Raw genomic sequence first — 22,485 nt, forward strand, 5'->3', positions numbered from 1 at the left:
GGAAGTTTACTCCCCGGAGTAGCGCTTAGCCTGTTCTCGTAGTTCGGCAGAATTAACAATAGTGACCTCTTCCCGAACGGGGCTGAAGGCTTCAAAAAGCAGGGCTTTTGCCACATCCAGCGACTCAATCGCTTTGAGATTACCGGGCAGCATTTTAAAAATCGGCAGCATGACGACTTCGTTTAAACGACGGGTTTGGCGATGCCCCAGCAGCATCGAGGGGCGAACAATGGTCAGACGCGGCCAGGCCTGCGCTATCAGCGCACCTTCCATTTCGCCCTTAACACGGTTGTAAAAGAACGGAGAGCGGCTATTCGCCCCCAGCGCGCTAACCACCAGCATCTGTTTTGCCCCAAGCCGCAGGCCCGTAAGAGCGGTGTCCACGACAAGCGTGTAATCGACGAGAATAAAAGCCTCTTTGCTGCCGGCCTCGCGAAGCGTTGTACCCAGGCAGCAAAAAACCATATCAACCGGTTCAGTAACCTGCGCGAGCGCGTCTGAAAGCTGCGGATCGTGAGGATTAACAACCTTGTTCAGCGCTACCGGCAGCGGGCGGCGGGTAGGTGCCACAATCGAGGTAACGCGCGAGTCCTGACTGAGCAGGCGGAGTAAATGGCCGCCCACAAGCCCCGTGGCGCCAACGATCAGAACACGGCTCATACTGCCTCCTGAGAATGAATTTACTCGTCACGCAGCCAGTGTAACTTTTTCCCGAAGCCGAGCGTGTTGTCCGTCATTTTTAGCTCATCAAGACGAATTTCCCACATCGGGGCCGACATGACTTTGGCTATTGGAAAACGCTTCAGGTAACGAATACGGAAATCAGCCGCTTCTTCTGCCGCCAGCAGGCGAATTTCACCCCGGAACTGCACGCCGCGAATAAGCGCCACGGTTTTGGGCTGGCCGTTTATCGTCCCGGCCACCGGGGCCTGCTCCCCAATCAGCTCGCCGTGGCGGGATGAGGTATCACTCAATAGATAAAAGGCCACCCGTTCCGGATCGAAAAGGTAAAACGCATTTGAACACCAAAGCGCGTGCCCACTGCCCACGCAGTAGCTCAGAACATGTTGTTTTGTCAGCCAGCGGCTGATGGCATTGAGTGATTCCATCGTCATCCTGAACAGTGATACTCTGCAACAAATGTTAATTATGCGCCCGCACTATGACTTCCTGGTATCTCTATTTAATTCGCTGCCCCGATAACCGCCTTTATACCGGCATTACCACCGACGTGGTGCGCCGCTTTGACCAGCATCAGTCTGGAAAAGGGGCCAAGGCGCTGCGCGGCAAAGGGGAGCTGGATCTGGTGTTTAGCCAGGTGGTTGGCAACCGCTCGCTGGCGCTGCGGGCCGAATACCGCATTAAACAGTTGAGCAAGGCCGAGAAAGAGCGGCTGGTGGCAGGAAAGGTCGCCCTTGAAGACCTGCTGACAAGCCTTCAAGGGGAAACTCGCTAAACGCTGTTGAAGTGGTCAGAATACTCCACCAGGCCACTGACGCCGTTCAGTGCATCATCCGCCAGCGGATAAACCTGGAATGCGGCTTCGGTGCCAGGCCAGCTACAGCGCAGATCGTAGCGGGCAGCAGGCTGGAAGCCAAGATGACCGTACATTTCTGGCGAACCTAGCGTGACGACGGCGGCATAGCCAAACTCATTCAGAGAATCCAGCCCTTCGTATACCAGCTGTTTGGCAATGCCCTGCCCGCGAACCGACTCATCTACCGCCAGCGGCGCAAGCCCCACCCACTGCAGCTCTTCGCCTTCTACGGCGACGGGGCTAAAGGCCACGTAACCAATCACCTGCCCTTCATCGTCGGTGGCGACGAGCCCCAGCGTTAGCAGCCCGTCTTCCCGCAGTGCTTTCACCAGCTCAGCTTCCCCTTCGCCTTCAAAGGAACGGCGCAGCAGCGCGTCGATGCCGGGAGCATCAATGGGAATTTCTACACGAATTAACATGGCTCACCTATCGAATTACCTTCAGGGGCGGCGTTATGTTTCAAACCCGCCTCAACAAAATCAGCCAGCTGTAATAGCAGGATGCGTAGCGGTTTAGGCATGGCATCCAGCTCAATGGCATCCATTAGATTCTTCACATATAACCCGAGTTCCGTGTCACCTTCAATGACCAGACGACGCTGGAAAAACAGGGTATCAGGATCCTGCTTGCGAGCGGCGATCAGCAACAGATCGTTGGCCTCAGCGCTAAAGCTCACATCTGCAGGTGCATCGTCGCACACCAGCAGCTTATTGTCCTCAACGGAAGTAAACCACTTCAGACCCAGATCGCGCACTTCAATACTTAGCCAGCGGCCTGCCAAAAAGTCCAGCTCACCATCCTCCAGCGCCTGGCGGAACTGCCAGCTCAGTACCTGCTCCAGTACCTGACGCTTAACGGCAAAAGGGGTTAACTTGACCGGAACCCGCAGCAAAGAAGGACCAGCCTGAACCAGGCGAGAACGCAGTTTATCGAACACGGGTTTAACTCCTTTAATAGATTTGTCGCTATTTTGCCATAACGACAATTCCCGATGGCGCGCCAAATCAACAATTCCACAGGTTGCTGCGGGGCCGAATTGGCGGCAGCGACACTAAGCAATACGCCTTTCTCTGCCCCAAATCAAAAATTGTCGCCGACAGGTTAACTAAAATCCCGGTTCGTTAACAATTTTGCTGCCCGTCCCTGTGCAGCGCGGGCACGTCTTCATGCCCCCTATGATTCAGGATAAAATATGGAGTTGCTTTGCCCGGCCGGAAACCTTCCGGCGTTGAAAGCGGCCATCGATAACGGTGCAGATGCGGTGTACATCGGCCTGAAAGATGATACCAATGCGCGTCATTTTGCCGGTCTTAATTTCACCGAGAAAAAGCTGCAAGAAGCCGTCAGCTACGTACATCTTCGCGGCCGTAAGCTGCATATTGCCATCAATACTTTTGCCCACCCGGACGGCTACTCTCGCTGGCAGCGGGCAGTGGATATGGCCGCCCAGCTCGGCGCCGATGCGCTGATCCTGGCGGATTTAGCCATGCTGGAATATGCCGCTGAACGCTATCCACACATCGAGCGCCATGTGTCGGTGCAGGCTTCAGCCACCAACGAAGAAGCGATCCGGTTTTATCATCGCCACTTCGATGTTGCCCGCGTGGTGCTCCCGCGCGTGCTTTCCATTCATCAGGTCAAACAGCTCGCTCGCGTCACGCCGGTGCCGCTGGAAGTCTTCGCTTTTGGCAGCCTGTGCATTATGGCGGAAGGCCGCTGCTATCTTTCGTCTTACCTTACCGGCGAGTCGCCCAATACCGTGGGTGCCTGCTCTCCGGCCCGCTTTGTGCGCTGGCAGCAAACGTCCCAGGGGCTGGAATCCCGCCTCAACGATGTGCTGATTGACCGTTATCAAGACGGTGAAAATGCGGGCTATCCCACCCTCTGCAAAGGGCGTTACCTGGTTGACGACAGGCCTTACCACGCGCTGGAGGAACCCACCAGCCTTAACACGCTCGAACTGCTGCCGGAGCTGCTCGCCGCCAATATTGCCTCGGTGAAAATCGAGGGCCGCCAGCGCAGCCCGGCTTATGTTACTCAGGTGGCAAAAGTCTGGCGTCAGGCCATCGATCGCTGCATCGCCGATCCTAAAAATTACCAGGCTCAGCCCGCCTGGATGGACACGCTGGGGTCTATGGCCGAAGGCACGCAAACAACGCTCGGTGCCTATCACCGTAAATGGCAGTAGGAAAAAGCATGAAATATTCATTGGGGCCGGTGCTTTACTATTGGCCAAAAGAGACGCTGGAAAAGTTTTATCAGGCCGCAACCAAAAGCCGCGCCGACGTAATTTACCTGGGAGAAGCGGTATGCAGCAAGCGCCGGGCAACCAAAGTCGGCGACTGGCTGGATATGGCGAAAATGCTCGCAGGCCAGGGCAAGCAGGTCGTGCTTTCCACGCTGGCGCTGGTGCAGGCTCCGTCAGAATTGGGTGAGCTGAAACGCTATGTAGAAAATGGCGACTTTCTGATTGAGGCCAATGATATCGGCAGCGTGAATATGGCCGCCGAGCGCAAACTGCCGTTTGTCGCCGGGCATGCGCTCAACTGTTATAACGCCGTTACGCTACGCCTGTTGCTAAAGCAGGGCATGATGCGCTGGTGTATGCCGGTCGAGCTTTCCCGCGACTGGCTAACCAATATGCTCCAGCAGTGTGATGAACTCGGTATTCGCAACAAATTCGAAGTGGAAGTGCTGAGCTACGGCCATCTGCCGCTGGCTTATTCCGCCCGCTGCTTTACCGCCCGCTCCGAAGACCGCGCCAAGGACGAATGCGAAACTTGCTGCATTAAGTATCCGAACGGCCGGGATATGCGTTCTCAGGAGCAACAGCAGGTCTTTGTGCTGAACGGCATTCAAACCATGAGCGGCTATGTCTATAACCTCGGCAATGAGCTGACGTCGATGAAAGGGCTGGTGGATATTGTTCGCCTGTCGCCAATGGGCTTAGGGACGCTGGATATTTTGAACGCTTTCCGCGCTAATGAAAACGGAAGTGCACCGCTGCCGCTGGCCAACCACAGCGACTGTAACGGCTACTGGCGACGCGTCGCCGGGCTGGAGCTCCAGGCCTGATAATAGCTCACTTTGTTAACAAATTTGGTCATCGTTTCATGCACTATTAAAGGTGCAGCTTTTCTGGCCGGCGCGGTATTCCTGCGCCAGGCTGGAAGAAGACCTTCAATCTGATGACTATGCTGTAACAAAAGTGAGCGGTTATGACGGACAAAAATGTTGCTTTCTCGGTGCTGGATTTAGCGCCGATCCCCCAAGGCTCCTCGGCGCAGGAGGCTTTTTCCCACTCTCTGGATCTTGCCCGGCTGGCTGAAAAACGCGGTTATCACCGCTACTGGCTGGCGGAACATCACAATATGGTCGGTATTGCCAGCGCGGCAACGTCGGTGCTGATTGGTTACCTGGCCGCGAACACGAGTACGCTGCATTTAGGATCGGGCGGCGTAATGCTGCCGAACCATTCGCCGCTGGTGATTGCCGAGCAGTTCGGTACCCTGAATGCGCTCTATCCAGGGCGTATCGATCTTGGGCTTGGCCGTGCGCCGGGCAGCGATCAGCCGACGATGAGGGCGCTCCGACGTCATATGAGCGGCGACGTGGATAACTTCCCTCGGGATGTTGCTGAGCTGGTGGACTGGTTTGATGCCCGCGATCCGAACCCGCATGTACGCCCCGTACCGGGTTATGGTGAAAAGGTGCCGGTGTGGCTGTTAGGCTCCAGCCTGTACGGTGCTCAACTGGCGGCACAGCTGGGCTTGCCGTTTGCTTTTGCCTCGCACTTTGCACCAGACATGCTGTTCCGGGCGCTGCAGCTCTACCGTGAGAACTTCAAACCGTCCGAGCGGCTGGCAAAACCTTACGCGATGGTTTGCATCAATATTGTGGCGGCAGACAGCACCCGCGATGCCGAATTCCTGTTTACGTCCATGCAGCAGGCGTTTGTTCGCCTCCGTCGCGGCGAAACCGGGCAGCTTCCGCCGCCGGTGGAGAATATGCATCAGCTGTGGTCTGCCTCTGAGCAATATGGGGTTCAGCAAGCGCTGAGCATGTCTCTGGTCGGGGATAAAGCGAAGGTGCGCCACGGCCTGGAATCCGTACTGCGTGAAACAGAAGCCGATGAAATTATGGTTAACGGCCAGATTTTCGATCATCAGGCGCGTTTGCATTCGTTCGATTTGGCAATGCAGGTGAAAGAAGAGCTTTTAAGCTAGCGTTGCGCGGGGCCCTCCCGGCTCGGAGGGCCCGTTAGTATTTACTTATAGACCGGCAGGACGTCGAAGGTAGACAGGATGTGTACCAGCGCATTGCCCACGCCAAAGATCAGAATCAGGGCAATCATCGGCTTCCCACCCCAGACGCGGAATTTCGGGCTGCCAAAGCGTTTACGTGATTTTCTCGCCAGTAGCGCGGGGACAATCGCCGCCCAGATAGTCGCAGCCAGTCCCGCATAGCCAATCGCATACAGGAAGCCATTTGGCCACAGCAGGCCACCGACAATCGGCGGGATGAAAGTCAGCAGCGCCGTTTTCAAACGCCCCATTGCGGAATCGTCAAAGCCAAACAGATCCGCCAGGTAATCGAACAACCCCAGCGTCACGCCCAGGAATGAACTTGCCACCGCAAAGTTCGAGAACACCACCAGTAAGAGATCCAGGCTTCGGCTATTGAGTACGCCGCTTAGCGCCTGCACCAGCACATCGATGTTGCCGCCCTTCTCCGCGATACCAATAAACTCAGGGCGAGGAATATTCCCCATCGTTCCGAGCAGCCAGATGGTATACAACACAAGCGCCATCAGCGTGCCGTAAACCAGGCAGCGAATAATGGTGCGAGGATCTTTGCCGTAATACTTCATCAGGCTAGGCACGTTGCCGTGGTAGCCAAAAGAGGCCAGGCAAAACGGCAGCGTCATTAATAAATAGGGCGTGTAGGAAGCATTGCTCTCCGCCACGTTAAATAGCGTTGCTGGCGTAACGTGCCCAAGCAGGCTGCCGAAGGTCAGGAAGAAAGTAATGACTTTGGCACCAAGCACAATGGCCGTCATGCGGCTAACCGCTTTGGTACTCAGCCAGACAATAAACGCCACAGCCAGCGCAAAGACGAGCCCCGCCAGGCGAGCAGGCACGTCCAGCGACATCTCCGAAAACGTATGATGCAGGATGGAGCCGCTGGCCGAAATATAGGCGTAGGTCAGGATATAAAGCACAAACGCAATCGACAGGCCGTTGATCGCGTTCCAGCCGCGCCCCAGCAGATCTTTAGTAATGGTGTCGAAGCTGGAGCCGATGCGGTAGTTTAGGTTCGCCTCCAGGATCATCAGCCCGGAATGCAGCATGCAGAACCAGGTGAAGACCAGCGCAGCCAGCGACCAAAAGAACCAGGCCCCCGACATCACCACCGGGAGCGAAAACATCCCTGCACCAATGATTGTCCCACCGATGATCATCACCCCGCCAATTAACGAAGGCTTTGTGCCGGGGGCGGTTAACGTTGTCATATCGAATCCCTGAAAAACTGAGCACGACGAAATTGTCTTATGCGGTTCATTGTACCAGTACATGAGTACAAAAGGGATAAAAAAAACCCCGATTGCAATAACCGGGGCTTTTATCACTGCCGTTTAAAAATAAGACGGCAGATTATAGGTCAATTATGCATCACCGAAGCGACGACGTGCGGTTGCAGCTCCGTCTTCGCGACGCGGGCCACGGCCACCTTCACGGCGTTCACCGCTGAAGCTACGGCCAGCACCGGCACCAGCGCCTTCGCGACGTGGGCCACGACCGCCTTCACGACGCTCGCCGCCGAAGCCACGGCCACCGCCGTCACGACCGCCACGGCGTTCACCGCTGCGCTCTGGACGAGGCTGCGCGTCACCCAGCAGCTGCATATTCATCGGCTTGTTCAGAATACGAGTACGGGTAAAGTGCTGCAGAACTTCACCCGGCATGCCTTTCGGCAGCTCAATGGTGGAGTGAGTCCCGAACAGCTTGATGTTACCGATGTAACGGCTGCTGATGTCGCCTTCGTTAGCGATGGCGCCAACGATATGACGAACTTCAACACCATCATCACGGCCCACTTCAATGCGGTACAGTTCCATATCGCCAGCATCGCGACGTTCGCGACGTGGGCGATCTTCACCACCACGCTCAGGACGGTCGCCACGTGGGCCACGGTCATTACGGTCGCCACGACGTTCGAAGCGATCGTCACGCTCTTTGAATTCGCGACGTGGGCGCATCGGTGCATCTGGTGGCAGGATCAGAGGACGTTCACCCTGAGCCATTTTCAGCAGTGCTGCAGCCAGCGTTTCGATGTCCAGCTCTTCTTCAGCGGAAGGCTGAATTTTTGCCAGCAGGCCACGGTACAGATCCAGATCGCTGCTTTCCAGCTGCTGCTGAACTTTAGCGGCGAATTTAGCCAGACGACGCTCACCCAGCAGATCTGCGTTTGGCAGTTCTACTTCAGGAATCGTCAGCTTCATGGTGCGTTCGATGTTGCGCAGCAGGCGACGCTCGCGGTTCTCAACGAACAGCAGCGCACGGCCAGCACGGCCAGCACGACCGGTACGGCCGATACGGTGAACGTAAGACTCAGAGTCCATCGGGATGTCGTAGTTAACAACCAGGCTGATACGCTCCACGTCCAGGCCACGGGCCGCAACATCGGTGGCGATCAGGATATCCAGACGACCATCTTTCAGGCGCTCCAGGGTCTGCTCGCGCAGCGCCTGGTTCATGTCACCGTTCAGCGCGGCGCTGTTGTAACCGCTACGCTCCAGCGCTTCAGCCACTTCCAGAGTCGCGTTTTTGGTACGAACGAAGATAATCGCCGCATCAAAGTCTTCTGCTTCCAGGAAACGAACCAGCGCTTCGTTTTTACGCATGCCATAAACAGACCAGAAGCTCTGGCTGATGTCCGGGCGAGTAGTCACGCTGGACTGAATGCGCACTTCCTGTGGATCTTTCATGAAGCGACGGGTAATACGACGAATCGCTTCCGGCATGGTGGCAGAGAACAGCGCGGTCTGATGTTCAGCCGGGATCTGCGCCATGATAGTTTCAACGTCTTCGATGAAGCCCATACGCAGCATTTCATCCGCTTCATCCAGAACCAGACCTTTCAGGCCGGACAGGTTCAGCGTGCCGCGTTTCAGGTGGTCAAGCAGACGCCCTGGGGTACCCACAACAATCTGTGGTCCCTGGCGCAGAGCGCGCAGCTGCACGTCATAACGCTGGCCACCGTAAAGGGCCACAACGTTCACGCCGTGCATGTGTTTAGAGAAATCCGTCATGGCTTCAGCAACCTGAACCGCCAGTTCGCGGGTCGGGGCCAGCACCAGAATTTGTGGTGCTTTCAGCTCAGGATCGAGGTTGTTCAGCAGCGGCAGAGAGAACGCTGCAGTTTTACCGCTGCCGGTCTGAGCCATACCCAGAACGTCGCGGCCATTCAGCAGGTGTGGAATACACTCTGCCTGAATTGGGGATGGCTTTTCGTAGCCCAGATCGTTCAGGGCCTGAATGATGGAGGCGTGCAGCCCCAGATCAGAAAAAGTGGTTTCGATGATATCAGTCATGTAGTACATGTGCCTCGTTGATGGCGGCCAGTCTACGTAACTCATCGTGAAATTGATCTGCAATTTTCATTGAAAAGTGTGAACCGGCTCAAATTTGATTGATTAACGAACAAAAATGCCCTCACCCGTGAAGGTGATGACTTTAGTTAAAAAGTTTATGGGACGATCGTTGTTCGTCAGCTATTGCTGGTCCGATTCTGCCAGGTCGTCTTGCTCCTGGCCCAAGAGCGCTAATTCCAACAATGCATAACGATGCTCAACGTAGTTGTGTACGTTGTTAGCAACCGCTAACTTGAACAGTGCCTTGGCGCTGTCCTTATCCCCCAGACTTAGGTAATACTTACCTAAATAGAAGTTGGTTTCACTGAGATGCTCAGCGAGCGAGGTGTTATCCGTTGCGTCCGCCTTGAGGCGTTCCATTAGCTCTTTTTCGCTAATGTTGCCCAGGTAGAACTCGACAATGTTCCATCCCCATTGCTCTCTATCCGATTTCTCGAGACGCTGTTGTAGCGCCACTTTGGCCTGTTTTTCGTCCAAGTTGCGTTCAGCAATATAGAGCCACAGGCTACGGAAAGGATCGTTGGGATCGTCTTGATAAAACGCCAGCAGATCATCTTGCGCTAAACGATAACGACCACCGTAATAGAGGGCGATACCGCGATTTAAGTGCGCGTAGTTGTAAGTTGGATCAAGCTCAAGTACAGAATCAAACGCTTCATAGGCAGCATCAAAATTGCCTGCCTGCGTTAAATAAATGCCTAAGTAATTGAATACTTCAGGCATATCAGGACGGATGGCCAGCGCTTGTGAAAAATCATTACGCGCCAGAGCCCTCAGACCGAGGCTATCATACAACACTCCGCGCTCATATAAAAGCTGCGCGCGTTCGTCATCGGTTAAAGCCCGACTGGCAAGTATTTGTTCCATGCGTGCCAGAATCACTTCCTGCTGCAGCGTAGGCTGCAATGGCACCGCTAATACTTCGTTCTTACGCCAGGCAGAGTTGCTGCATCCGGCCAGCGTGATAGCTGTCGCAACGAAACACCAGCGCAAAAAAGGCTTCATTTCCTACTCCCGAAGACAACAAATGGATGAACGTCCTGTCCCCCGGCTGCAAACGAGACATCCTGTCCCGTAACAAACAGCTCTCCATGTCGCCATGGAGAGCTTAATTGGCAAACCTTACTCAGCTTCTGGCGCAGCTGCTGGTGCTGCACCTTCTGCCGGAGACTGCTCGGTTGCTTCTTTAATGCTTAAACGGACGCGGCCCTGACGGTCAACTTCCAGTACTTTTACCGGTACTTCCTGACCCATCTGCAGATAGTCAGTCACTTTCTCTACGCGCTTGTCGGCGATTTGAGAGATGTGAACCAGACCTTCTTTACCGCCGCCGATAGCAACAAACGCACCGAAATCAACGATACGAGTGACTTTACCGTTATAGATACGGCCCACTTCGATTTCTGCGGTGATCTCTTCGATACGACGGATAGCATGTTTCGCTTTATCACCGTCAGTCGCTGCGATTTTAACGGTACCGTCATCTTCGATTTCGATGGTGGTGCCGGTTTCTTCAGTCAGCGCACGAATCACAGCCCCGCCCTTACCGATCACGTCCTTGATCTTGTCTGGGTTGATTTTAATGGTGTGAATACGTGGTGCGAACTCAGAAATATCGCCACGCGGTGCGTCGATAGCTTGTTCCATCACGCCCAGAATGTGCAGACGCGCACCCTTAGCCTGGTTCAGAGCAACCTGCATGATTTCGCGGGTGATGCCTTCGATTTTGATATCCATCTGCAGCGCAGAGATACCTTCACGGCTACCGGCAACTTTAAAGTCCATATCGCCCAGGTGATCTTCGTCACCCAGAATGTCGGACAGAACCACGAAGTTGTCGCCTTCTTTCACCAGGCCCATTGCGATACCCGCAACGGCGGCTTTGATTGGCACACCCGCGTCCATCAGTGCCAGAGAAGCACCACAGACGGAAGCCATGGAAGAAGAACCGTTAGATTCGGTGATTTCAGAAACCACACGAACGGTGTACGGGAATTTATCAGCTTCTGGCATAACGGCCAGCACGCCACGCTTCGCCAGACGGCCGTGACCAATCTCACGACGCTTAGGCGAACCTACCATCCCGGTCTCACCTACGGAGTACGGAGGGAAGTTGTAGTGGAACAGGAAGCTGTCAGTGCGTTCGCCCATCAGCTCGTCCAGCGTCTGTGCATCACGTGCGGTGCCCAGCGTTGCGGTTACCAGCGCCTGAGTTTCACCACGGGTGAACAGGGCAGAACCGTGAGTACGCGGCAGAACGCCGGTGCGAACGTCCAGGCCACGGATCATGTCTTTTTCACGGCCATCGATGCGCAGCTCGCCTGCCAGAATACGGCTACGAACAACGTTTTTCTCGATAGCGTGCAGAATGTCAGACAGCTCAGCGGCATCCAGAGATTCGTCTTCTGCAGTCAGCGTCGCGATAACGTCAGCTTTGATGACGTCAACCTGGGCATAACGCTCTTGCTTCTCAGTGATGCGATAAGCGTCGCTCAGACGGGATTCAGCCAGGGCGGCAACGCGCGCATTCAGCGCTTCGTTCACGGCTTCTGGCTGCCAGTCCCAACGTGGTTTGCCCGCTTCGGCAACCAGCGCGTTGATTTCTTTGATGACAACCTGCTGCTGATCGTGACCGAAGACAACGGCGCCCAGCATCTGGTCTTCGCTCAGCAGTTCAGCTTCGGACTCAACCATCAGCACTGCGCTTTCGGTACCGGCAACAACCAGATCCAGCTTGCTGGTTTTCAGCTCTTCGGCGGTCGGGTTCAGCACGTACTGGTCATTGATGTAACCAACACGAGCGGCACCGATCGGGCCGTTAAACGGAATACCGGACAGGCTCAGTGCTGCAGAAGCACCGATCATGGCTACGATATCAGGGTGAACCTGTGGGTTAACGGAGACAACGGTGGCGATAACCTGAACTTCGTTGACGAAACCTTCAGGGAACAGCGGGCGAACCGGGCGGTCAATCAGACGCGCAATCAGGGTTTCGCCTTCGCTTGGACGGCCTTCACGACGGAAGAAGCTACCTGGGATACGACCAGCAGCGTAGGTACGCTCCTGATAGTTAACGGTCAGCGGGAAGAAGTCCTGGCCTGGCTTGGCTTTTTTCTGGCCAACAACGGTAACGAATACCGCGGTGTCATCCATGCTTACCATTACAGCAGCGGTAGCCTGGCGAGCCATCATGCCGGTTTCAAGCGTGACCGTATGCTGGCCATACTGGAATTTACGAACGATCGGATTCAGCAAAATAAGATCCTTTAAAATGACGGGCAGCACGTGGCTTCACGCGCCGCCGTTGGTACCCGACCTTCATCGCATCCTCGCGACTAATGACAATCCTAACCCGCTCTGACGGGTAAAGCCTCTCATTAGCCGCGCGAACCTCTGCAATAAAGATCACACTCAGCAACAATACATTAGTTTCCATAGAATTGCTGCCGTCTGGTTGAAAAAAGGGGCCCTTACAGGCCCCTTTTTCTGAAACTCGCAAGAATTAGCGACGCAGACCCAGACGCTCGATCAGGCTGGTGTAACGTGCTACATCTTTACGTTTCAGGTAGTCGAGCAGTTTACGACGCTGAGAAACCATACGCAGCAGACCACGACGGCTGTGGTGATCTTTTTTGTGCTCTGCAAAGTGACCCTGCAGGTGGTTAATCTGTGCAGTCAGCAGTGCAACCTGAACTTCGGTAGAACCGCTGTCGTTAGTACCACGACCAAACTCGGAAACGATTTTAGCTTTAGCTTCAACGCTTAGAGACATTTTCAACTCCAACATTATAGATAAATAAACAGGGTGCCGATCTCTAATTCAGCAACCCCAGTGCACGCCTGAACCGGTTGTTAAACAATCGGTCAGTCGTTAAGCCGCGCTATTTTACCTGTAGCGCTCTTTTACCGCAAGGTAGCGGCAAAAGTCAGATGGGATATTCGACGACCAAGCGACGCGGAGCAACCCGGCCCTCGTCATCGATTTCACCCATCCCGATAAATTTCTTCTCTTCGCCTTCAGTCACGCGCACCAGACCTTCAGCCTTAACACCCGCCACCCGAACCGGATTACCGTTTTTAAAGTAAACAGCCACTTCAGGCAGCAAATTCACCAGAGGGAAATCTGAGGCCGGGCTATCCATCGGCATTAACAGCGGATCCAACAGCGCTGATGGTTCGCAAGCCTGCCGGTGTGCCTGTTCTACCAGCTCATTAAGCTGCTCCAGAGTGACCATGCGCTCAATCGGATATTTACTTACAGCCAGACGACGCAGGAAGATAACATGCGCCCCACAGCCAAGTTTTTCACCAAGATCGTCAACGATCGTACGAATGTACGTTCCCTTAGAGCAGTGGACCTCCAGCTCCAGTTCATCCCCTTCATGGCGAATAAACAGCAGCTCGTATACCGTGATTGGACGCGCTTCACGTTCAACCTCAATACCCGCGCGCGCATATTCGTACAGGGGCTTACCCTGATGCTTAAGCGCAGAGTACATCGATGGAACCTGCTCGGTATCCCCGCGGAAGCTCTCCAGCGCGGCGGCAAGCTGCTCGGCGCTAAAGTCAATCGGGCGTTCCTGCACCACAATGCCGTCGGCATCAGAGGTGTCCGTCCGCTGGCCAAGTTTAGCAATCACGCGATAACGCTTATCGGAGTCCAGCAGGTATTGAGAGAACTTTGTCGCCTCACCAAGACAAATCGGCAACATACCAGTCGCCAGAGGATCCAGCGCCCCGGTATGACCCGCGCGGTTCGCGTTATAAAGACGTTTTACTTTTTGCAGTGCGTCGTTGGACGAAAGGCCCTGAGGCTTATCGAGCAACAGTACACCATGAATATCACGACCGCGACGACGAGGACGACTCATCAATCCTCCTTGCTGTCGTCCGTATTCACGCGACGTTCGTCATCATGACGGATGACATTGGAAACCAGGTTAGACATGCGCATCCCTTCAACCAGCGAGTTATCGTAGAAGAAGGTCAGCTCAGGTACGATGCGCAGACGCATTGCCTTACCAACCAAAGTACGGATATAACCTGACGCGTCCTGCAGGACTTTGATGCCTTCTTTGATGGCATCTTCGTCTTTGTCGTTCAGGAAAGTTACGAATACTTTGGCATACGCCAGGTCACGGGAGACTTCAACACCAGAAACGGTGGTCATCATACCCAGACGCGGATCTTTAATTTCGCGCTGCAGGATAATGGCAATTTCTTTCTGCAATTCCTGAGAAACGCGCTGCGGGCGACCAAATTCTTTCGCCATAATAATTTCTCCAGACAAAACGGGGGGCACACGGCCCCCCTAAGATAGTTGATGCGGTACGGCTATCAGGAGATGGTACGCTTGATCTCGATAATTTCGAAGACTTCGATCATATCGCCCACGCGCACGTCGTTGTAGTTCTTAACGCCGATACCACATTCCATACCGTTACGGACTTCGCTTGCGTCATCTTTAAAGCGGCGCAGGGATTCCAGCTCGCCTTCATAGATAACCACGTTGTCGCGCAGGACGCGGATTGGGTTGTGACGTTTCACCACACCTTCGGTAACCATACAGCCAGCAATCGCGCCAAACTTCGGTGATTTGAAGACATCACGAACTTCAGCCAGGCCGATGATCTGCTGTTTCAGCTCTGGAGACAGCATACCGCTCATCGCCGCTTTCACTTCGTCGATCAGGTTATAGATGACGGAGTAGTAACGCAGATCCAGGCTTTCTGCTTCAATTACGCGGCGCGCGGAAGCGTCAGCACGGACGTTGAAGCCAACCAGAATGGCGTTGGATGCTGCAGCCAGCGTTGCGTCAGTTTCGGTGATCCCACCCACGCCGGAACCGATGATTTTAACTTTAACTTCATCGGTAGACAGTTTCAGCAGGGAATCGCTGATTGCTTCCACAGAACCCTGAACGTCTGCCTTCAGCACGATGTTCACTTCGGACACTTCGCCTTCGGTCATGTTGGCGAACATGTTTTCCAGTTTGGATTTCTGCTGACGAGCCAGTTTCACTTCACGGAATTTACCCTGACGATACAGAGCAACTTCACGCGCTTTCTTCTCGTCACGAACAACGGTCACTTCGTCACCCGCGGCAGGCACGCCGGACAGGCCGAGGATCTCAACTGGAATAGAAGGACCCGCTTCGGTCACTTCACGCCCCATCTCGTCACGCATCGCACGTACACGGCCGTATTCGAAGCCACACAGAACGATATCGCCTTTGTTCAGGGTACCTTCACGCACCAGAACGGTAGCAACCGGACCACGACCTTTATCCAGGAAGGATTCGATAACCACGCCGCTTGCCATACCTTTACGAACGGCTTTCAGCTCCAGAACTTCGGCCTGCAGCAGGATTGCATCCAGCAGTTCGTCGATACCGGTACCGGCTTTCGCGGAAACGTGGATGAACTGGCTTTCGCCGCCCCACTCTTCCGGCATGATGCCGTACTGAGACAGTTCGTTTTTAACGCGATCCGGATCCGCTTCTGGCTTATCAATTTTGTTCACTGCCACTACGACAGGTACCTGCGCCGCTTTCGCGTGCTGGATAGCTTCGATAGTCTGTGGCATTACGCCATCATCGGCAGCAACAACCAGAACAACAATATCCGTCGCCTGAGCACCACGAGCACGCATAGAAGTAAATGCTGCGTGACCTGGGGTATCCAGGAAGGTAACCATGCCGTTGTCGGTTTCTACGTGGTAAGCACCGATGTGCTGGGTAATACCACCCGCTTCTCCGGAGGCAACTTTAGTAGAACGAATGTAGTCGAGCAGAGAGGTTTTACCGTGGTCAACGTGACCCATAATGGTCACAACCGGTGCACGGGTTTCTGCCGCAGCGCCGGTGTCACGGTCGCTCATTACCGCTTCTTCCAGCTCGTTCTCACGACGCAGAATAACTTTGTGGCCCATCTCTTCAGCAACCAGTTGAGCAGTTTCCTGATCGATAACCTGGTTGATGGTCGCCATTGCGCCCAGCTTCATCATCGCTTTGATGACCTGAGAACCTTTAACGGCCATTTTATTAGCCAGTTCAGCTACGGTTACGGTTTCGCCGATAACGACGTCACGGTTAACCGCCTGAACAGGCTTGGTGAAGCCCTGCTGCAGAGAACTTGGCTTACGCTTACCTTTACCGCCACGAACGGCTGCACGAGCCTCTTCACGATCAGCTTTAGACTCACCGTGTTTACCGCCGGCCTTTTTCTGACGCGGAGCTTTAGCCGCAGTGCGAGTACGGCCACGGCCGCCTTCGACTTCACGGTCGTTTTCGTCTTCTGCCTGGCGAGCGTGCTGGGAAGTAGTCACGTGATAGTCAGACTTGTCGTCTTCTACCTTCTCCTGCTCTTCCCAAACGCCAGCGTTAGCTTCAGCCATTTTACGGGCTTCTTCCGCCACGCGACGGGCATCTTCTTCGAGTTTGCGACGGGCTTCTTCTTCAGCTTTACGCTTCAGTTCAGCAGCTTCCGCTTCACGGCGAGCCTTCTCGGCGTGGGCGGCTTTCGTCATTTCATCAGTTTGTTGATTGCTCACTTTGTCTTTTTCCGCAGCTTCACGTTTCGCTTTATCAGCGGCTTCGCGCTTAGCTTGTTCTTCAGCTTCACGCTTAGCTTTTTCTTGTGCCGCACGTTTGGCAACTTCCTCTGCCTCACGCTGGGCTTGCTCTTCCGCTTCACGCTGCGCCTGTTCTTCCGCGGCAAGGCGTTCTGCCTCTTGCGGATCACGTTTCACAAAGGTGCGCTTCTTGCGGACTTCGATTTGTACCGATTTACTTTTCCCACCGGTACCTGGAATGTTTAAAGTACTGCGCGTTTTGCGCTGTAAAGTCAACTTGTCTGGGCCTGAGCCATGTTCATGGTTCAGGTGAGCCAGCAGCGTTTGCTTCTCTTGCGCCGAAACGGAGTCATCAGCAGACTTCGGGATCCCTGCATCAGCAAATTGCTGTACCAGGCGGTCCACGGAGGTCTGAATCTCTGCGGCCAGCGCTTTTACGGTTACATCTGTCATGCTGTTCCTTCCTGCTACAGTTTATTACGCTTCGCCGCCAAACCAGCAAATGTTACGCGCTGCCATGATCAACTCGCCGGCTTTCTCATCCGTTAAGCCTTCGATATCAGACAGGTCGTCAACACCTTGCTCGGCAAGGTCTTCCAGCGAGCTAACACCACGAGCAGCCAGTTTAAAGGCCAGCGGGCGATCCATCCCTTCGAGGTTCAGCAGATCCTCAGTAGGTTTCTTATCGCCAAGGCTCTCTTCTTGTGCCAGAGCCAGTGTGGTGAGCGCGTTTTTAGCGCGATCGCGTAATGCTTCCACGGTGTCTTCATCAAGGCCGTCGATTTCCAGCAGCTCTTTCATTGGCACATAGGCCAGTTCTTCAAGCGTGGAGAAACCTTCTTCGACCAACACGGTGGCGAAATCCTCGTCAATGTCGAGGTACTTGGTAAAGGTATCAATAGCTGCATGCGCTTCAGCCTGATGTTTAGCCTGCAGGTCATCAACGGTCATAACGTTGAGTTCCCAGCCGCTCAGCTGTGATGCCAGGCGAACGTTCTGACCGTTACGGCCAATGGCCTGTGCCAGGTTGCCTGCCTCTACCGCGATATCCATCGTATGTTTGTCTTCGTCGACAACGATAGATGCTACGTCGGCCGGTGCCATTGCGTTGATAACAAACTGCGCCGGGTTGTCGTCCCACAGCACGATATCAATGCGCTCACCACCTAACTCAGTAGAAACCGCCTGGACGCGCGCACCGCGCATACCCACGCACGCGCCGACCGGGTCGATACGTTTGTCGTTTGTTTTCACGGCGATTTTGGCGCGAGAGCCAGGATCGCGTGCAGCGGCTTTAATTTCGATAACTTCTTCACCAATTTCCGGCACTTCGATGCGGAACAGTTCGATCAGCATTTCAGGTTTGGAGCGGCTAACGAACAGCTGCGCACCGCGAGCTTCTGGACGCACCGCGTACAGCACGCCGCGAATGCGGTCGCCCGGACGGAAGTTTTCACGTGGCAGCATATCTTCACGCATAATCACGGCTTCAGCGTTGCTGCCGAGATCCAGAGAGATATTGTCGCGGTTCACTTTTTTCACTACGCCGGTGATGATCTCGCCTTCGTGCTCACGGAACTGATCGACCACCATCGCACGTTCGGCTTCACGTACTTTCTGCACGATAACCTGTTTCGCGGTCTGGGTAGTGATACGGTCAAAGGTTACGGATTCAATCTGATCTTCAACATATTCACCCACGGTGAATGCAGGATCTTCAAATTGAGCCGCTTCCAGAGTGATTTCACGCGTCGGTTGGGTCACTTCTTCGACGATAACCCAACGGCGGAACGTATCGAAGTCACCGCTTTTGCGGTCGATTTCAACGCGAACGTCAATTTCTTGCTCGTATTTTTTCTTCGTCGCTGTTGCCAGTGCGCTTTCCAGCGCTTCGAAAATCTTCTCACGCGGGAGTGCTTTTTCATTGGAAACTGCTTCAACAACAGCCAAAATTTCTTTGTTCATCCTGGGTTTTCACCTCAATCCAAACTATTAAAAGTGGGGTACCAGGTTCGCTTTCTGGATGTTGCTCAGCGCGAACACTTCGTCTTTTCCTTCGACCGTAACCGTGATCATTTCACCGTCTACAGCTTTAATTATACCCTGCCATTTGCGACGGTTTTGTACGGCCATACGCAATACCAGGCTCACTTCTTCGCCATTAAAGCGAACATAGTGTTCCGCGGTGAACATCGGACGATCGAGGCCAGGTGAGGACACTTCCAGGTTATAGGCCACGGTGATGGGATCTTCGACATCCAGTACGGCACTGACCTGGTGACTGACATCAGCACAATCATCAACATTGATGCCATCTTCACTATCAATATAGATGCGCAGCGTAGACGTGCGGCCGCGAACGAATTCGATGCCTACAAGTTCGTAGCCCAGTGCTTCGACCGGTGCTGAAATCATCTCTGTTAATTTTTGCTCTAATGTGGACAAGCCCACCCCCAAGACATAAAAAAAGGGCATATAGCCCAGTTATTCTAAAGTCAGATAACAAAAAACCCCGATAAATCGGGGCTTTATATAACTGAACCCTGTATGCCGCAGCTGCGGCCCGGACACCGTCCAGGAGAATTTTTTTCTAAATTCTTCGCGAAGGCACCGAAACTGGTGTTCACAGTATATTTGAAAAAGAACTCTCAGGGAAAGTGGTTGCGGGGGCCGGATTTGAACCGACGACCTTCGGGTTATGAGCCCGACGAGCTACCAGGCTGCTCCACCCCGCGTCCGAAAACGTGGCAAATACTACGCCAGAATTGCACTAAATGCAAGAATTGCTAGGATTTGGTACCGAGGACGGGACTTGAACCCGTAAGCCCAATCGGGCACTACCACCTCAAGGTAGCGTGTCTACCAATTCCACCACCTCGGCACTCTTTGAACACGGTAACCTTCATGTTACCGCATTGAAGCTGACAAACTTACTGCGGGATATCGCTGCTCGGCTTGGTAGGTGCCGCTGGCGCAGTCTGCTCAGTTTGTGCTGGCTGACTCAAGTTTTCCCACTCGCTTCCTTTACTGGTTTTGTTGGTGCTGAGGTTACCCAGAACCAGGCTCAGAATGAAGAACAACGTTGCGAGCACACCTGTCATGCGGGTCATGAAGTTACCAGAACCACTCGAACCGAATAACGTAGCGGAAGCGCCTGCTCCGAAGGAGGCTCCCATATCAGCGCCTTTACCTTGCTGCAGCATAATAAGACCCACAAGGCCCAACGCTACAATAAGGAAAACAACCAAAAGAGCTTCGTACATAATCAACCTGTTCCTTGCGGGATTACCGCACGCAATTTGCTTCAAACCAGTTAAGTGGATACGTTTGTCATTACCCACTGAAGCGGGTGAGAATACTAACCAAAGCCAGACAGGTGCGCAAGGGCAATTTATTCACAATGCACTGACTGCGGAAAAAAACAGCAAACAATCAGTATTCGTTAGAAGAAAAGGCGGCAACTGCCGCCTTTTCAATCAGTTCGCAACGAAGAAAGATTAAACTGCCTTCACTGCGTCGGCGATCTGATGAGCAAATGCGGTAACCTGAGTTTCATCCTCACCCTCGACCATCACGCGAATAAGTGGTTCCGTTCCAGATTTACGCAGCAACACCCGACCACGGTTGCCCAATGCAGCTTCCACTTCAGCTGTAACGCGTTTAACCTCTTCGTTTTCAAGCGGATCGCCGCTGCCTGCGGTAAAGCGAACGTTAACCAGAATCTGCGGGAACAATTTCATTCCGCTGCAGAGATCGTGCAGGCTCATATGGTTGCGAACCATTGCGGTAAGTACTTGCAAACCAGCGATAATACCGTCACCCGTGGTGGTCTGGTCCAGCAGGATAACGTGCCCGGAGTTTTCCGCACCGATACGCCAGCCTTTTTCCTGCAATTTCTCAAGGACATAGCGGTCACCGACTTTGGCGCGAGCAAACGGAATACCCAGCTGCTTCAGCGCCACTTCCAGCCCCATATTACTCATCAGGGTACCAACCGCGCCGCCTTTTAACTGCCCCTGACGCAATCCTTCCCGAGCGATGATATAGAGGATCTGGTCGCCATCGACTTTATGCCCCAGGTTATCCACCATGATCACGCGGTCACCGTCGCCGTCAAACGCAATACCAAGGTCGGCTTGTTCCGCCAGTACGCGCTCTTGCAGCATACGGACATCGGTCGCGCCACATTTTTCATTAATGTTCACCCCATCCGGCTCACAGCCGATGGCGATGACTTTTGCGCCCAGCTCGCGCAATACATTTGGGGCGATGTGGTAAGTCGCACCATTGGCGCAGTCCACAACGATTTTGAGGCCATTCAGGCTCAGTTCGTTCGGGAATGTGCCTTTACAGAATTCGATATAACGCCCTGCGGCATCCACAATGCGGCTAGCTTTACCCAGCTCAGCCGAGTCTACGCAGGTGATCTCTTTTTCCATTTCCGCTTCAATAGCTTCTTCGACTTCATCCGGCAGTTTAGTTCCGTCGATGGAGAAGAATTTTATCCCGTTGTCATAGAAAGGATTGTGTGAGGCGGAGATAACAATCCCGGCTTCGGCGCGGAATGTGCGAGTTAGATAAGCAACCGCAGGCGTAGGCATCGGACCGGTAAATGAAGCAGACAGACCGGCTGCGGCCAGGCCCGCTTCCAGTGCTGACTCCAGCATGTAGCCGGAAATACGCGTATCTTTACCGATAATAATTTTACGCGAACCATGACGAGCAAGAACCTTACCCGCGGCCCAGCCAAGCTTCAGAACAAAATCAGGGGTAATAGGTGCATCGCCTACGCGACCACGGATGCCATCGGTACCAAAGTATTTACGGTTACTCATAGTATTTGTTTTCCTTCACTGAAAGCGTAGCTTCGACCACGCGCATTGCTTCAACAGTCTCTTTTACGTCATGGACGCGAAGAATTTGAGCCCCCTGCATCGCAGCAATCACCGCGCAGGCAAGGCTACCGCTCAGGCGTTGATCCGGGCCAACATTCAGCAGTTGCCCGACCATAGATTTACGAGACATTCCTACCAACAGCGGCATACCATAGTGATGAAATTCCGAAAGGCGAGCCAGTAGCTGATAATTGTGGGTGAGATTCTTACCGAAACCAAAGCCCGGGTCGAGCAGCAATTTATCTTTTGAGATCCCCGCGGCCTCGCAGCGGGCAATGTGCTCCACAAAAAAGCGATTCACATCGGCAAATACATCATCGTACTGCGGTGCCTGTTGCATCGTTTTCGGTTCGCCCTGCATATGCATCAGGCAAACCGGCAGCCCCGATTCAGCCGCTGCGGCTAACGCGCCAGGCTCCTGTAAGGAGCGAATATCGTTAATAAGGTGCGCCCCTACTCGAGCCGATTCGCGAATGACTTCAGCTTTTGATGTATCCACCGAGACCCAGACTTCAAAACGCTGAGCGATCGCTTCGACCACCGGAATAACGCGCTCAAGTTCTTCTTCTGCGCTCACTTCTGCCGCGCCAGGCCGGGTTGACTCTCCGCCAACGTCAATGATCGTCGCCCCGGCATTGATCATAGCGTTTGCATGCTTGAGAGCCTCAATCAGGGAATTGTGCCGACCACCGTCGGAAAAAGAGTCCGGCGTGACATTTAAAATCCCCATGACGTGAGGATGCGAGAGATCCAGCGTGGAGCCTTGCGCGGTGAGTTTCATTCTTCTTCCTTTGCGTTCGTCTTAGGCTGTACAAAAACAAAAACCC

22 protein-coding genes and 2 tRNA genes are annotated in these 22,485 nt (G+C 54.0%); 4 read left to right on the forward strand and 20 right to left on the reverse strand.

From position 1 onward, the window contains the following. Window positions 1-6: 6 nt before the first annotated feature. Together F3J29_RS19945 and F3J29_RS19950 are read right to left on the reverse strand one after the other, a co-directional pair. The gene (locus F3J29_RS19945) at window positions 7-660 is read right to left on the reverse strand and encodes an NAD(P)H-binding protein (RefSeq protein WP_166868732.1); all 654 of its coding nucleotides are present in this window, start codon (window positions 658-660) and stop codon (window positions 7-9) included. A 20-nt stretch (window positions 661-680) separates the two neighbouring features. Further along, complete coding sequence (locus F3J29_RS19950) at window positions 681-1,109, reverse strand: YhbP family protein (protein ID WP_166868734.1); 429 nt, start codon at window positions 1,107-1,109, stop codon at window positions 681-683. Between the two features lie 53 nt (window positions 1,110-1,162). Here F3J29_RS19950 and F3J29_RS19955 point away from each other — a divergent pair, with 53 nt between their 5' ends. Continuing rightward, the gene (locus F3J29_RS19955) at window positions 1,163-1,456 is read left to right on the forward strand and encodes a GIY-YIG nuclease family protein (protein WP_166868736.1); all 294 of its coding nucleotides are present in this window, start codon (window positions 1,163-1,165) and stop codon (window positions 1,454-1,456) included. Here F3J29_RS19955 and F3J29_RS19960 read toward each other — a convergent pair. Together F3J29_RS19960 and ubiT are read right to left on the reverse strand one after the other, a co-directional pair. Beyond that, window positions 1,453-1,956: a GNAT family N-acetyltransferase gene (locus tag F3J29_RS19960; RefSeq protein WP_166868738.1), complete on the reverse strand. Its 504-nt coding sequence runs from the start codon at window positions 1,954-1,956 to the stop codon at window positions 1,453-1,455. The genes F3J29_RS19955 and F3J29_RS19960 overlap by 4 nt on opposite strands. Beyond that, a complete protein-coding gene (gene ubiT / locus F3J29_RS19965) occupies window positions 1,950-2,474 on the reverse strand; it encodes a ubiquinone anaerobic biosynthesis accessory factor UbiT (RefSeq protein WP_166868740.1) in 525 nt (174 codons plus the stop codon). The genes F3J29_RS19960 and ubiT overlap by 7 nt, the downstream gene beginning before the upstream one ends. Before the next feature lie 255 nt (window positions 2,475-2,729). On the opposite strand from ubiT, the gene ubiU reads away from it, so the two are divergent. The 3 genes from ubiU to F3J29_RS19980 all read left to right on the forward strand — a co-directional run bounded on the left by ubiU (window position 2,730) and on the right by F3J29_RS19980 (window position 5,763). After that, window positions 2,730-3,725: a ubiquinone anaerobic biosynthesis protein UbiU gene (ubiU, locus tag F3J29_RS19970; RefSeq protein ID WP_166868742.1), complete on the forward strand. Its 996-nt coding sequence runs from the start codon at window positions 2,730-2,732 to the stop codon at window positions 3,723-3,725. An 8-nt stretch (window positions 3,726-3,733) separates the two neighbouring features. After that, window positions 3,734-4,612 carry a U32 family peptidase gene (locus F3J29_RS19975; protein ID WP_502706574.1) on the forward strand — a complete coding sequence of 293 codons (879 nt, stop codon included), beginning with the start codon at window positions 3,734-3,736 and terminating at the stop codon, window positions 4,610-4,612. 143 nt (window positions 4,613-4,755) lie between these two features. Beyond that, window positions 4,756-5,763: a luciferase-like monooxygenase gene (locus F3J29_RS19980; RefSeq protein ID WP_166868746.1), complete on the forward strand. Its 1,008-nt coding sequence runs from the start codon at window positions 4,756-4,758 to the stop codon at window positions 5,761-5,763. A gap of 41 nt (window positions 5,764-5,804) precedes the next feature. Here the strand turns inward: F3J29_RS19980 and mtr are convergent, their stop codons facing one another. From mtr to folP, 16 genes are all read right to left on the reverse strand, one after another. Next, window positions 5,805-7,049 carry a tryptophan permease gene (gene mtr / locus F3J29_RS19985; RefSeq protein WP_166868748.1) on the reverse strand — a complete coding sequence of 415 codons (1,245 nt, stop codon included), beginning with the start codon at window positions 7,047-7,049 and terminating at the stop codon, window positions 5,805-5,807. A gap of 153 nt (window positions 7,050-7,202) precedes the next feature. Next, window positions 7,203-9,131, reverse strand: coding sequence for a DEAD/DEAH family ATP-dependent RNA helicase (locus F3J29_RS19990; RefSeq protein WP_008454769.1), 1,929 nt, complete (start codon window positions 9,129-9,131; stop codon window positions 7,203-7,205). Next, window positions 9,124-9,201 (reverse strand): protein YrbN, encoded by a 78-nt coding sequence (gene yrbN, locus F3J29_RS19995; protein ID WP_099458804.1) that lies wholly within the window; start codon window positions 9,199-9,201, stop codon window positions 9,124-9,126. The genes F3J29_RS19990 and yrbN overlap by 8 nt, the downstream gene beginning before the upstream one ends. A 110-nt stretch (window positions 9,202-9,311) precedes the next feature. After that, a complete protein-coding gene (gene nlpI / locus F3J29_RS20000) occupies window positions 9,312-10,196 on the reverse strand; it encodes a lipoprotein NlpI (RefSeq protein ID WP_008454770.1) in 885 nt (294 codons plus the stop codon). Between the two features lie 117 nt (window positions 10,197-10,313). After that, window positions 10,314-12,446 (reverse strand): polyribonucleotide nucleotidyltransferase, encoded by a 2,133-nt coding sequence (gene pnp / locus F3J29_RS20005; protein WP_166868750.1) that lies wholly within the window; start codon window positions 12,444-12,446, stop codon window positions 10,314-10,316. A 247-nt stretch (window positions 12,447-12,693) separates the two neighbouring features. Beyond that, window positions 12,694-12,963, reverse strand: a complete 270-nt coding sequence (gene rpsO / locus F3J29_RS20010; protein ID WP_002434239.1) for a 30S ribosomal protein S15 — start codon at window positions 12,961-12,963, stop codon at window positions 12,694-12,696. Window positions 12,964-13,117: 154 nt separating this feature from the next. Further along, window positions 13,118-14,062: a tRNA pseudouridine(55) synthase TruB gene (gene truB, locus F3J29_RS20015; RefSeq protein WP_166868752.1), complete on the reverse strand. Its 945-nt coding sequence runs from the start codon at window positions 14,060-14,062 to the stop codon at window positions 13,118-13,120. Further along, window positions 14,062-14,463, reverse strand: a complete 402-nt coding sequence (rbfA, locus tag F3J29_RS20020) for a 30S ribosome-binding factor RbfA (protein ID WP_008454782.1) — start codon at window positions 14,461-14,463, stop codon at window positions 14,062-14,064. The genes truB and rbfA overlap by 1 nt, the downstream gene beginning before the upstream one ends. Window positions 14,464-14,528: 65 nt before the next feature. After that, complete coding sequence (infB, locus tag F3J29_RS20025) at window positions 14,529-17,216, reverse strand: translation initiation factor IF-2 (protein WP_166868753.1); 2,688 nt, start codon at window positions 17,214-17,216, stop codon at window positions 14,529-14,531. Window positions 17,217-17,240: 24 nt separating this feature from the next. Then, on the reverse strand, window positions 17,241-18,728 hold the full coding sequence (gene nusA / locus F3J29_RS20030; RefSeq protein WP_166868756.1) for a transcription termination factor NusA: 1,488 nt from the start codon (window positions 18,726-18,728) through the stop codon (window positions 17,241-17,243). 27 nt (window positions 18,729-18,755) lie between these two features. Then, on the reverse strand, window positions 18,756-19,208 hold the full coding sequence (gene rimP, locus F3J29_RS20035) for a ribosome maturation factor RimP (RefSeq protein WP_166868758.1): 453 nt from the start codon (window positions 19,206-19,208) through the stop codon (window positions 18,756-18,758). A gap of 213 nt (window positions 19,209-19,421) precedes the next feature. Then, a tRNA-Met gene (locus F3J29_RS20040) sits at window positions 19,422-19,498 on the reverse strand. Between the two features lie 59 nt (window positions 19,499-19,557). Beyond that, window positions 19,558-19,644: transfer RNA gene (locus F3J29_RS20045), tRNA-Leu, on the reverse strand. Window positions 19,645-19,693: 49 nt separating this feature from the next. Further along, window positions 19,694-20,026, reverse strand: coding sequence for a preprotein translocase subunit SecG (secG, locus tag F3J29_RS20050; RefSeq protein WP_038478508.1), 333 nt, complete (start codon window positions 20,024-20,026; stop codon window positions 19,694-19,696). A gap of 234 nt (window positions 20,027-20,260) precedes the next feature. Continuing rightward, window positions 20,261-21,598, reverse strand: coding sequence for a phosphoglucosamine mutase (gene glmM / locus F3J29_RS20055; RefSeq protein ID WP_166868760.1), 1,338 nt, complete (start codon window positions 21,596-21,598; stop codon window positions 20,261-20,263). Continuing rightward, window positions 21,591-22,439, reverse strand: a complete 849-nt coding sequence (gene folP, locus F3J29_RS20060) for a dihydropteroate synthase (RefSeq protein WP_166868761.1) — start codon at window positions 22,437-22,439, stop codon at window positions 21,591-21,593. The genes glmM and folP overlap by 8 nt, the downstream gene beginning before the upstream one ends. Between the last annotated feature and the right edge of the window lie 46 nt (window positions 22,440-22,485).

It is taken from the genome of Enterobacter sp. Cy-643 (assembly GCF_011752815.1).
In the GTDB taxonomy this organism is placed as follows: domain Bacteria; phylum Pseudomonadota; class Gammaproteobacteria; order Enterobacterales; family Enterobacteriaceae; genus Cedecea.

Bases quoted from the DNA above. Each gene is read 5' to 3' on its own strand.
- F3J29_RS19945 (WP_166868732.1), bottom strand. From the start codon at position 660: ATGAGCCGTGTTCTGATCGTTGGCGCCACGGGGCTTGTGGGCGGCCAT.
- F3J29_RS19950 (WP_166868734.1), bottom strand. From the start codon at position 1,109: ATGGAATCACTCAATGCCATCAGCCGCTGGCTGACAAAACAACATGTT.
- F3J29_RS19955 (WP_166868736.1), top strand. From the start codon at position 1,163: ATGACTTCCTGGTATCTCTATTTAATTCGCTGCCCCGATAACCGCCTT.
- F3J29_RS19960 (WP_166868738.1), bottom strand. From the start codon at position 1,956: ATGTTAATTCGTGTAGAAATTCCCATTGATGCTCCCGGCATCGACGCG.
- ubiU (WP_166868742.1), top strand. From the start codon at position 2,730: ATGGAGTTGCTTTGCCCGGCCGGAAACCTTCCGGCGTTGAAAGCGGCC.
- F3J29_RS19975 (WP_502706574.1), top strand. From the start codon at position 3,734: ATGAAATATTCATTGGGGCCGGTGCTTTACTATTGGCCAAAAGAGACG.
- F3J29_RS19980 (WP_166868746.1), top strand. From the start codon at position 4,756: ATGACGGACAAAAATGTTGCTTTCTCGGTGCTGGATTTAGCGCCGATC.
- mtr (WP_166868748.1), bottom strand. From the start codon at position 7,049: ATGACAACGTTAACCGCCCCCGGCACAAAGCCTTCGTTAATTGGCGGG.
- F3J29_RS19990 (WP_008454769.1), bottom strand. From the start codon at position 9,131: ATGACTGATATCATCGAAACCACTTTTTCTGATCTGGGGCTGCACGCC.
- yrbN (WP_099458804.1), bottom strand. From the start codon at position 9,201: ATGAAAATTGCAGATCAATTTCACGATGAGTTACGTAGACTGGCCGCC.
- nlpI (WP_008454770.1), bottom strand. From the start codon at position 10,196: ATGAAGCCTTTTTTGCGCTGGTGTTTCGTTGCGACAGCTATCACGCTG.
- rpsO (WP_002434239.1), bottom strand. From the start codon at position 12,963: ATGTCTCTAAGCGTTGAAGCTAAAGCTAAAATCGTTTCCGAGTTTGGT.
- truB (WP_166868752.1), bottom strand. From the start codon at position 14,062: ATGAGTCGTCCTCGTCGTCGCGGTCGTGATATTCATGGTGTACTGTTG.
- rbfA (WP_008454782.1), bottom strand. From the start codon at position 14,463: ATGGCGAAAGAATTTGGTCGCCCGCAGCGCGTTTCTCAGGAATTGCAG.
- infB (WP_166868753.1), bottom strand. From the start codon at position 17,216: ATGACAGATGTAACCGTAAAAGCGCTGGCCGCAGAGATTCAGACCTCC.
- nusA (WP_166868756.1), bottom strand. From the start codon at position 18,728: ATGAACAAAGAAATTTTGGCTGTTGTTGAAGCAGTTTCCAATGAAAAA.
- secG (WP_038478508.1), bottom strand. From the start codon at position 20,026: ATGTACGAAGCTCTTTTGGTTGTTTTCCTTATTGTAGCGTTGGGCCTT.
- glmM (WP_166868760.1), bottom strand. From the start codon at position 21,598: ATGAGTAACCGTAAATACTTTGGTACCGATGGCATCCGTGGTCGCGTA.
- folP (WP_166868761.1), bottom strand. From the start codon at position 22,439: ATGAAACTCACCGCGCAAGGCTCCACGCTGGATCTCTCGCATCCTCAC.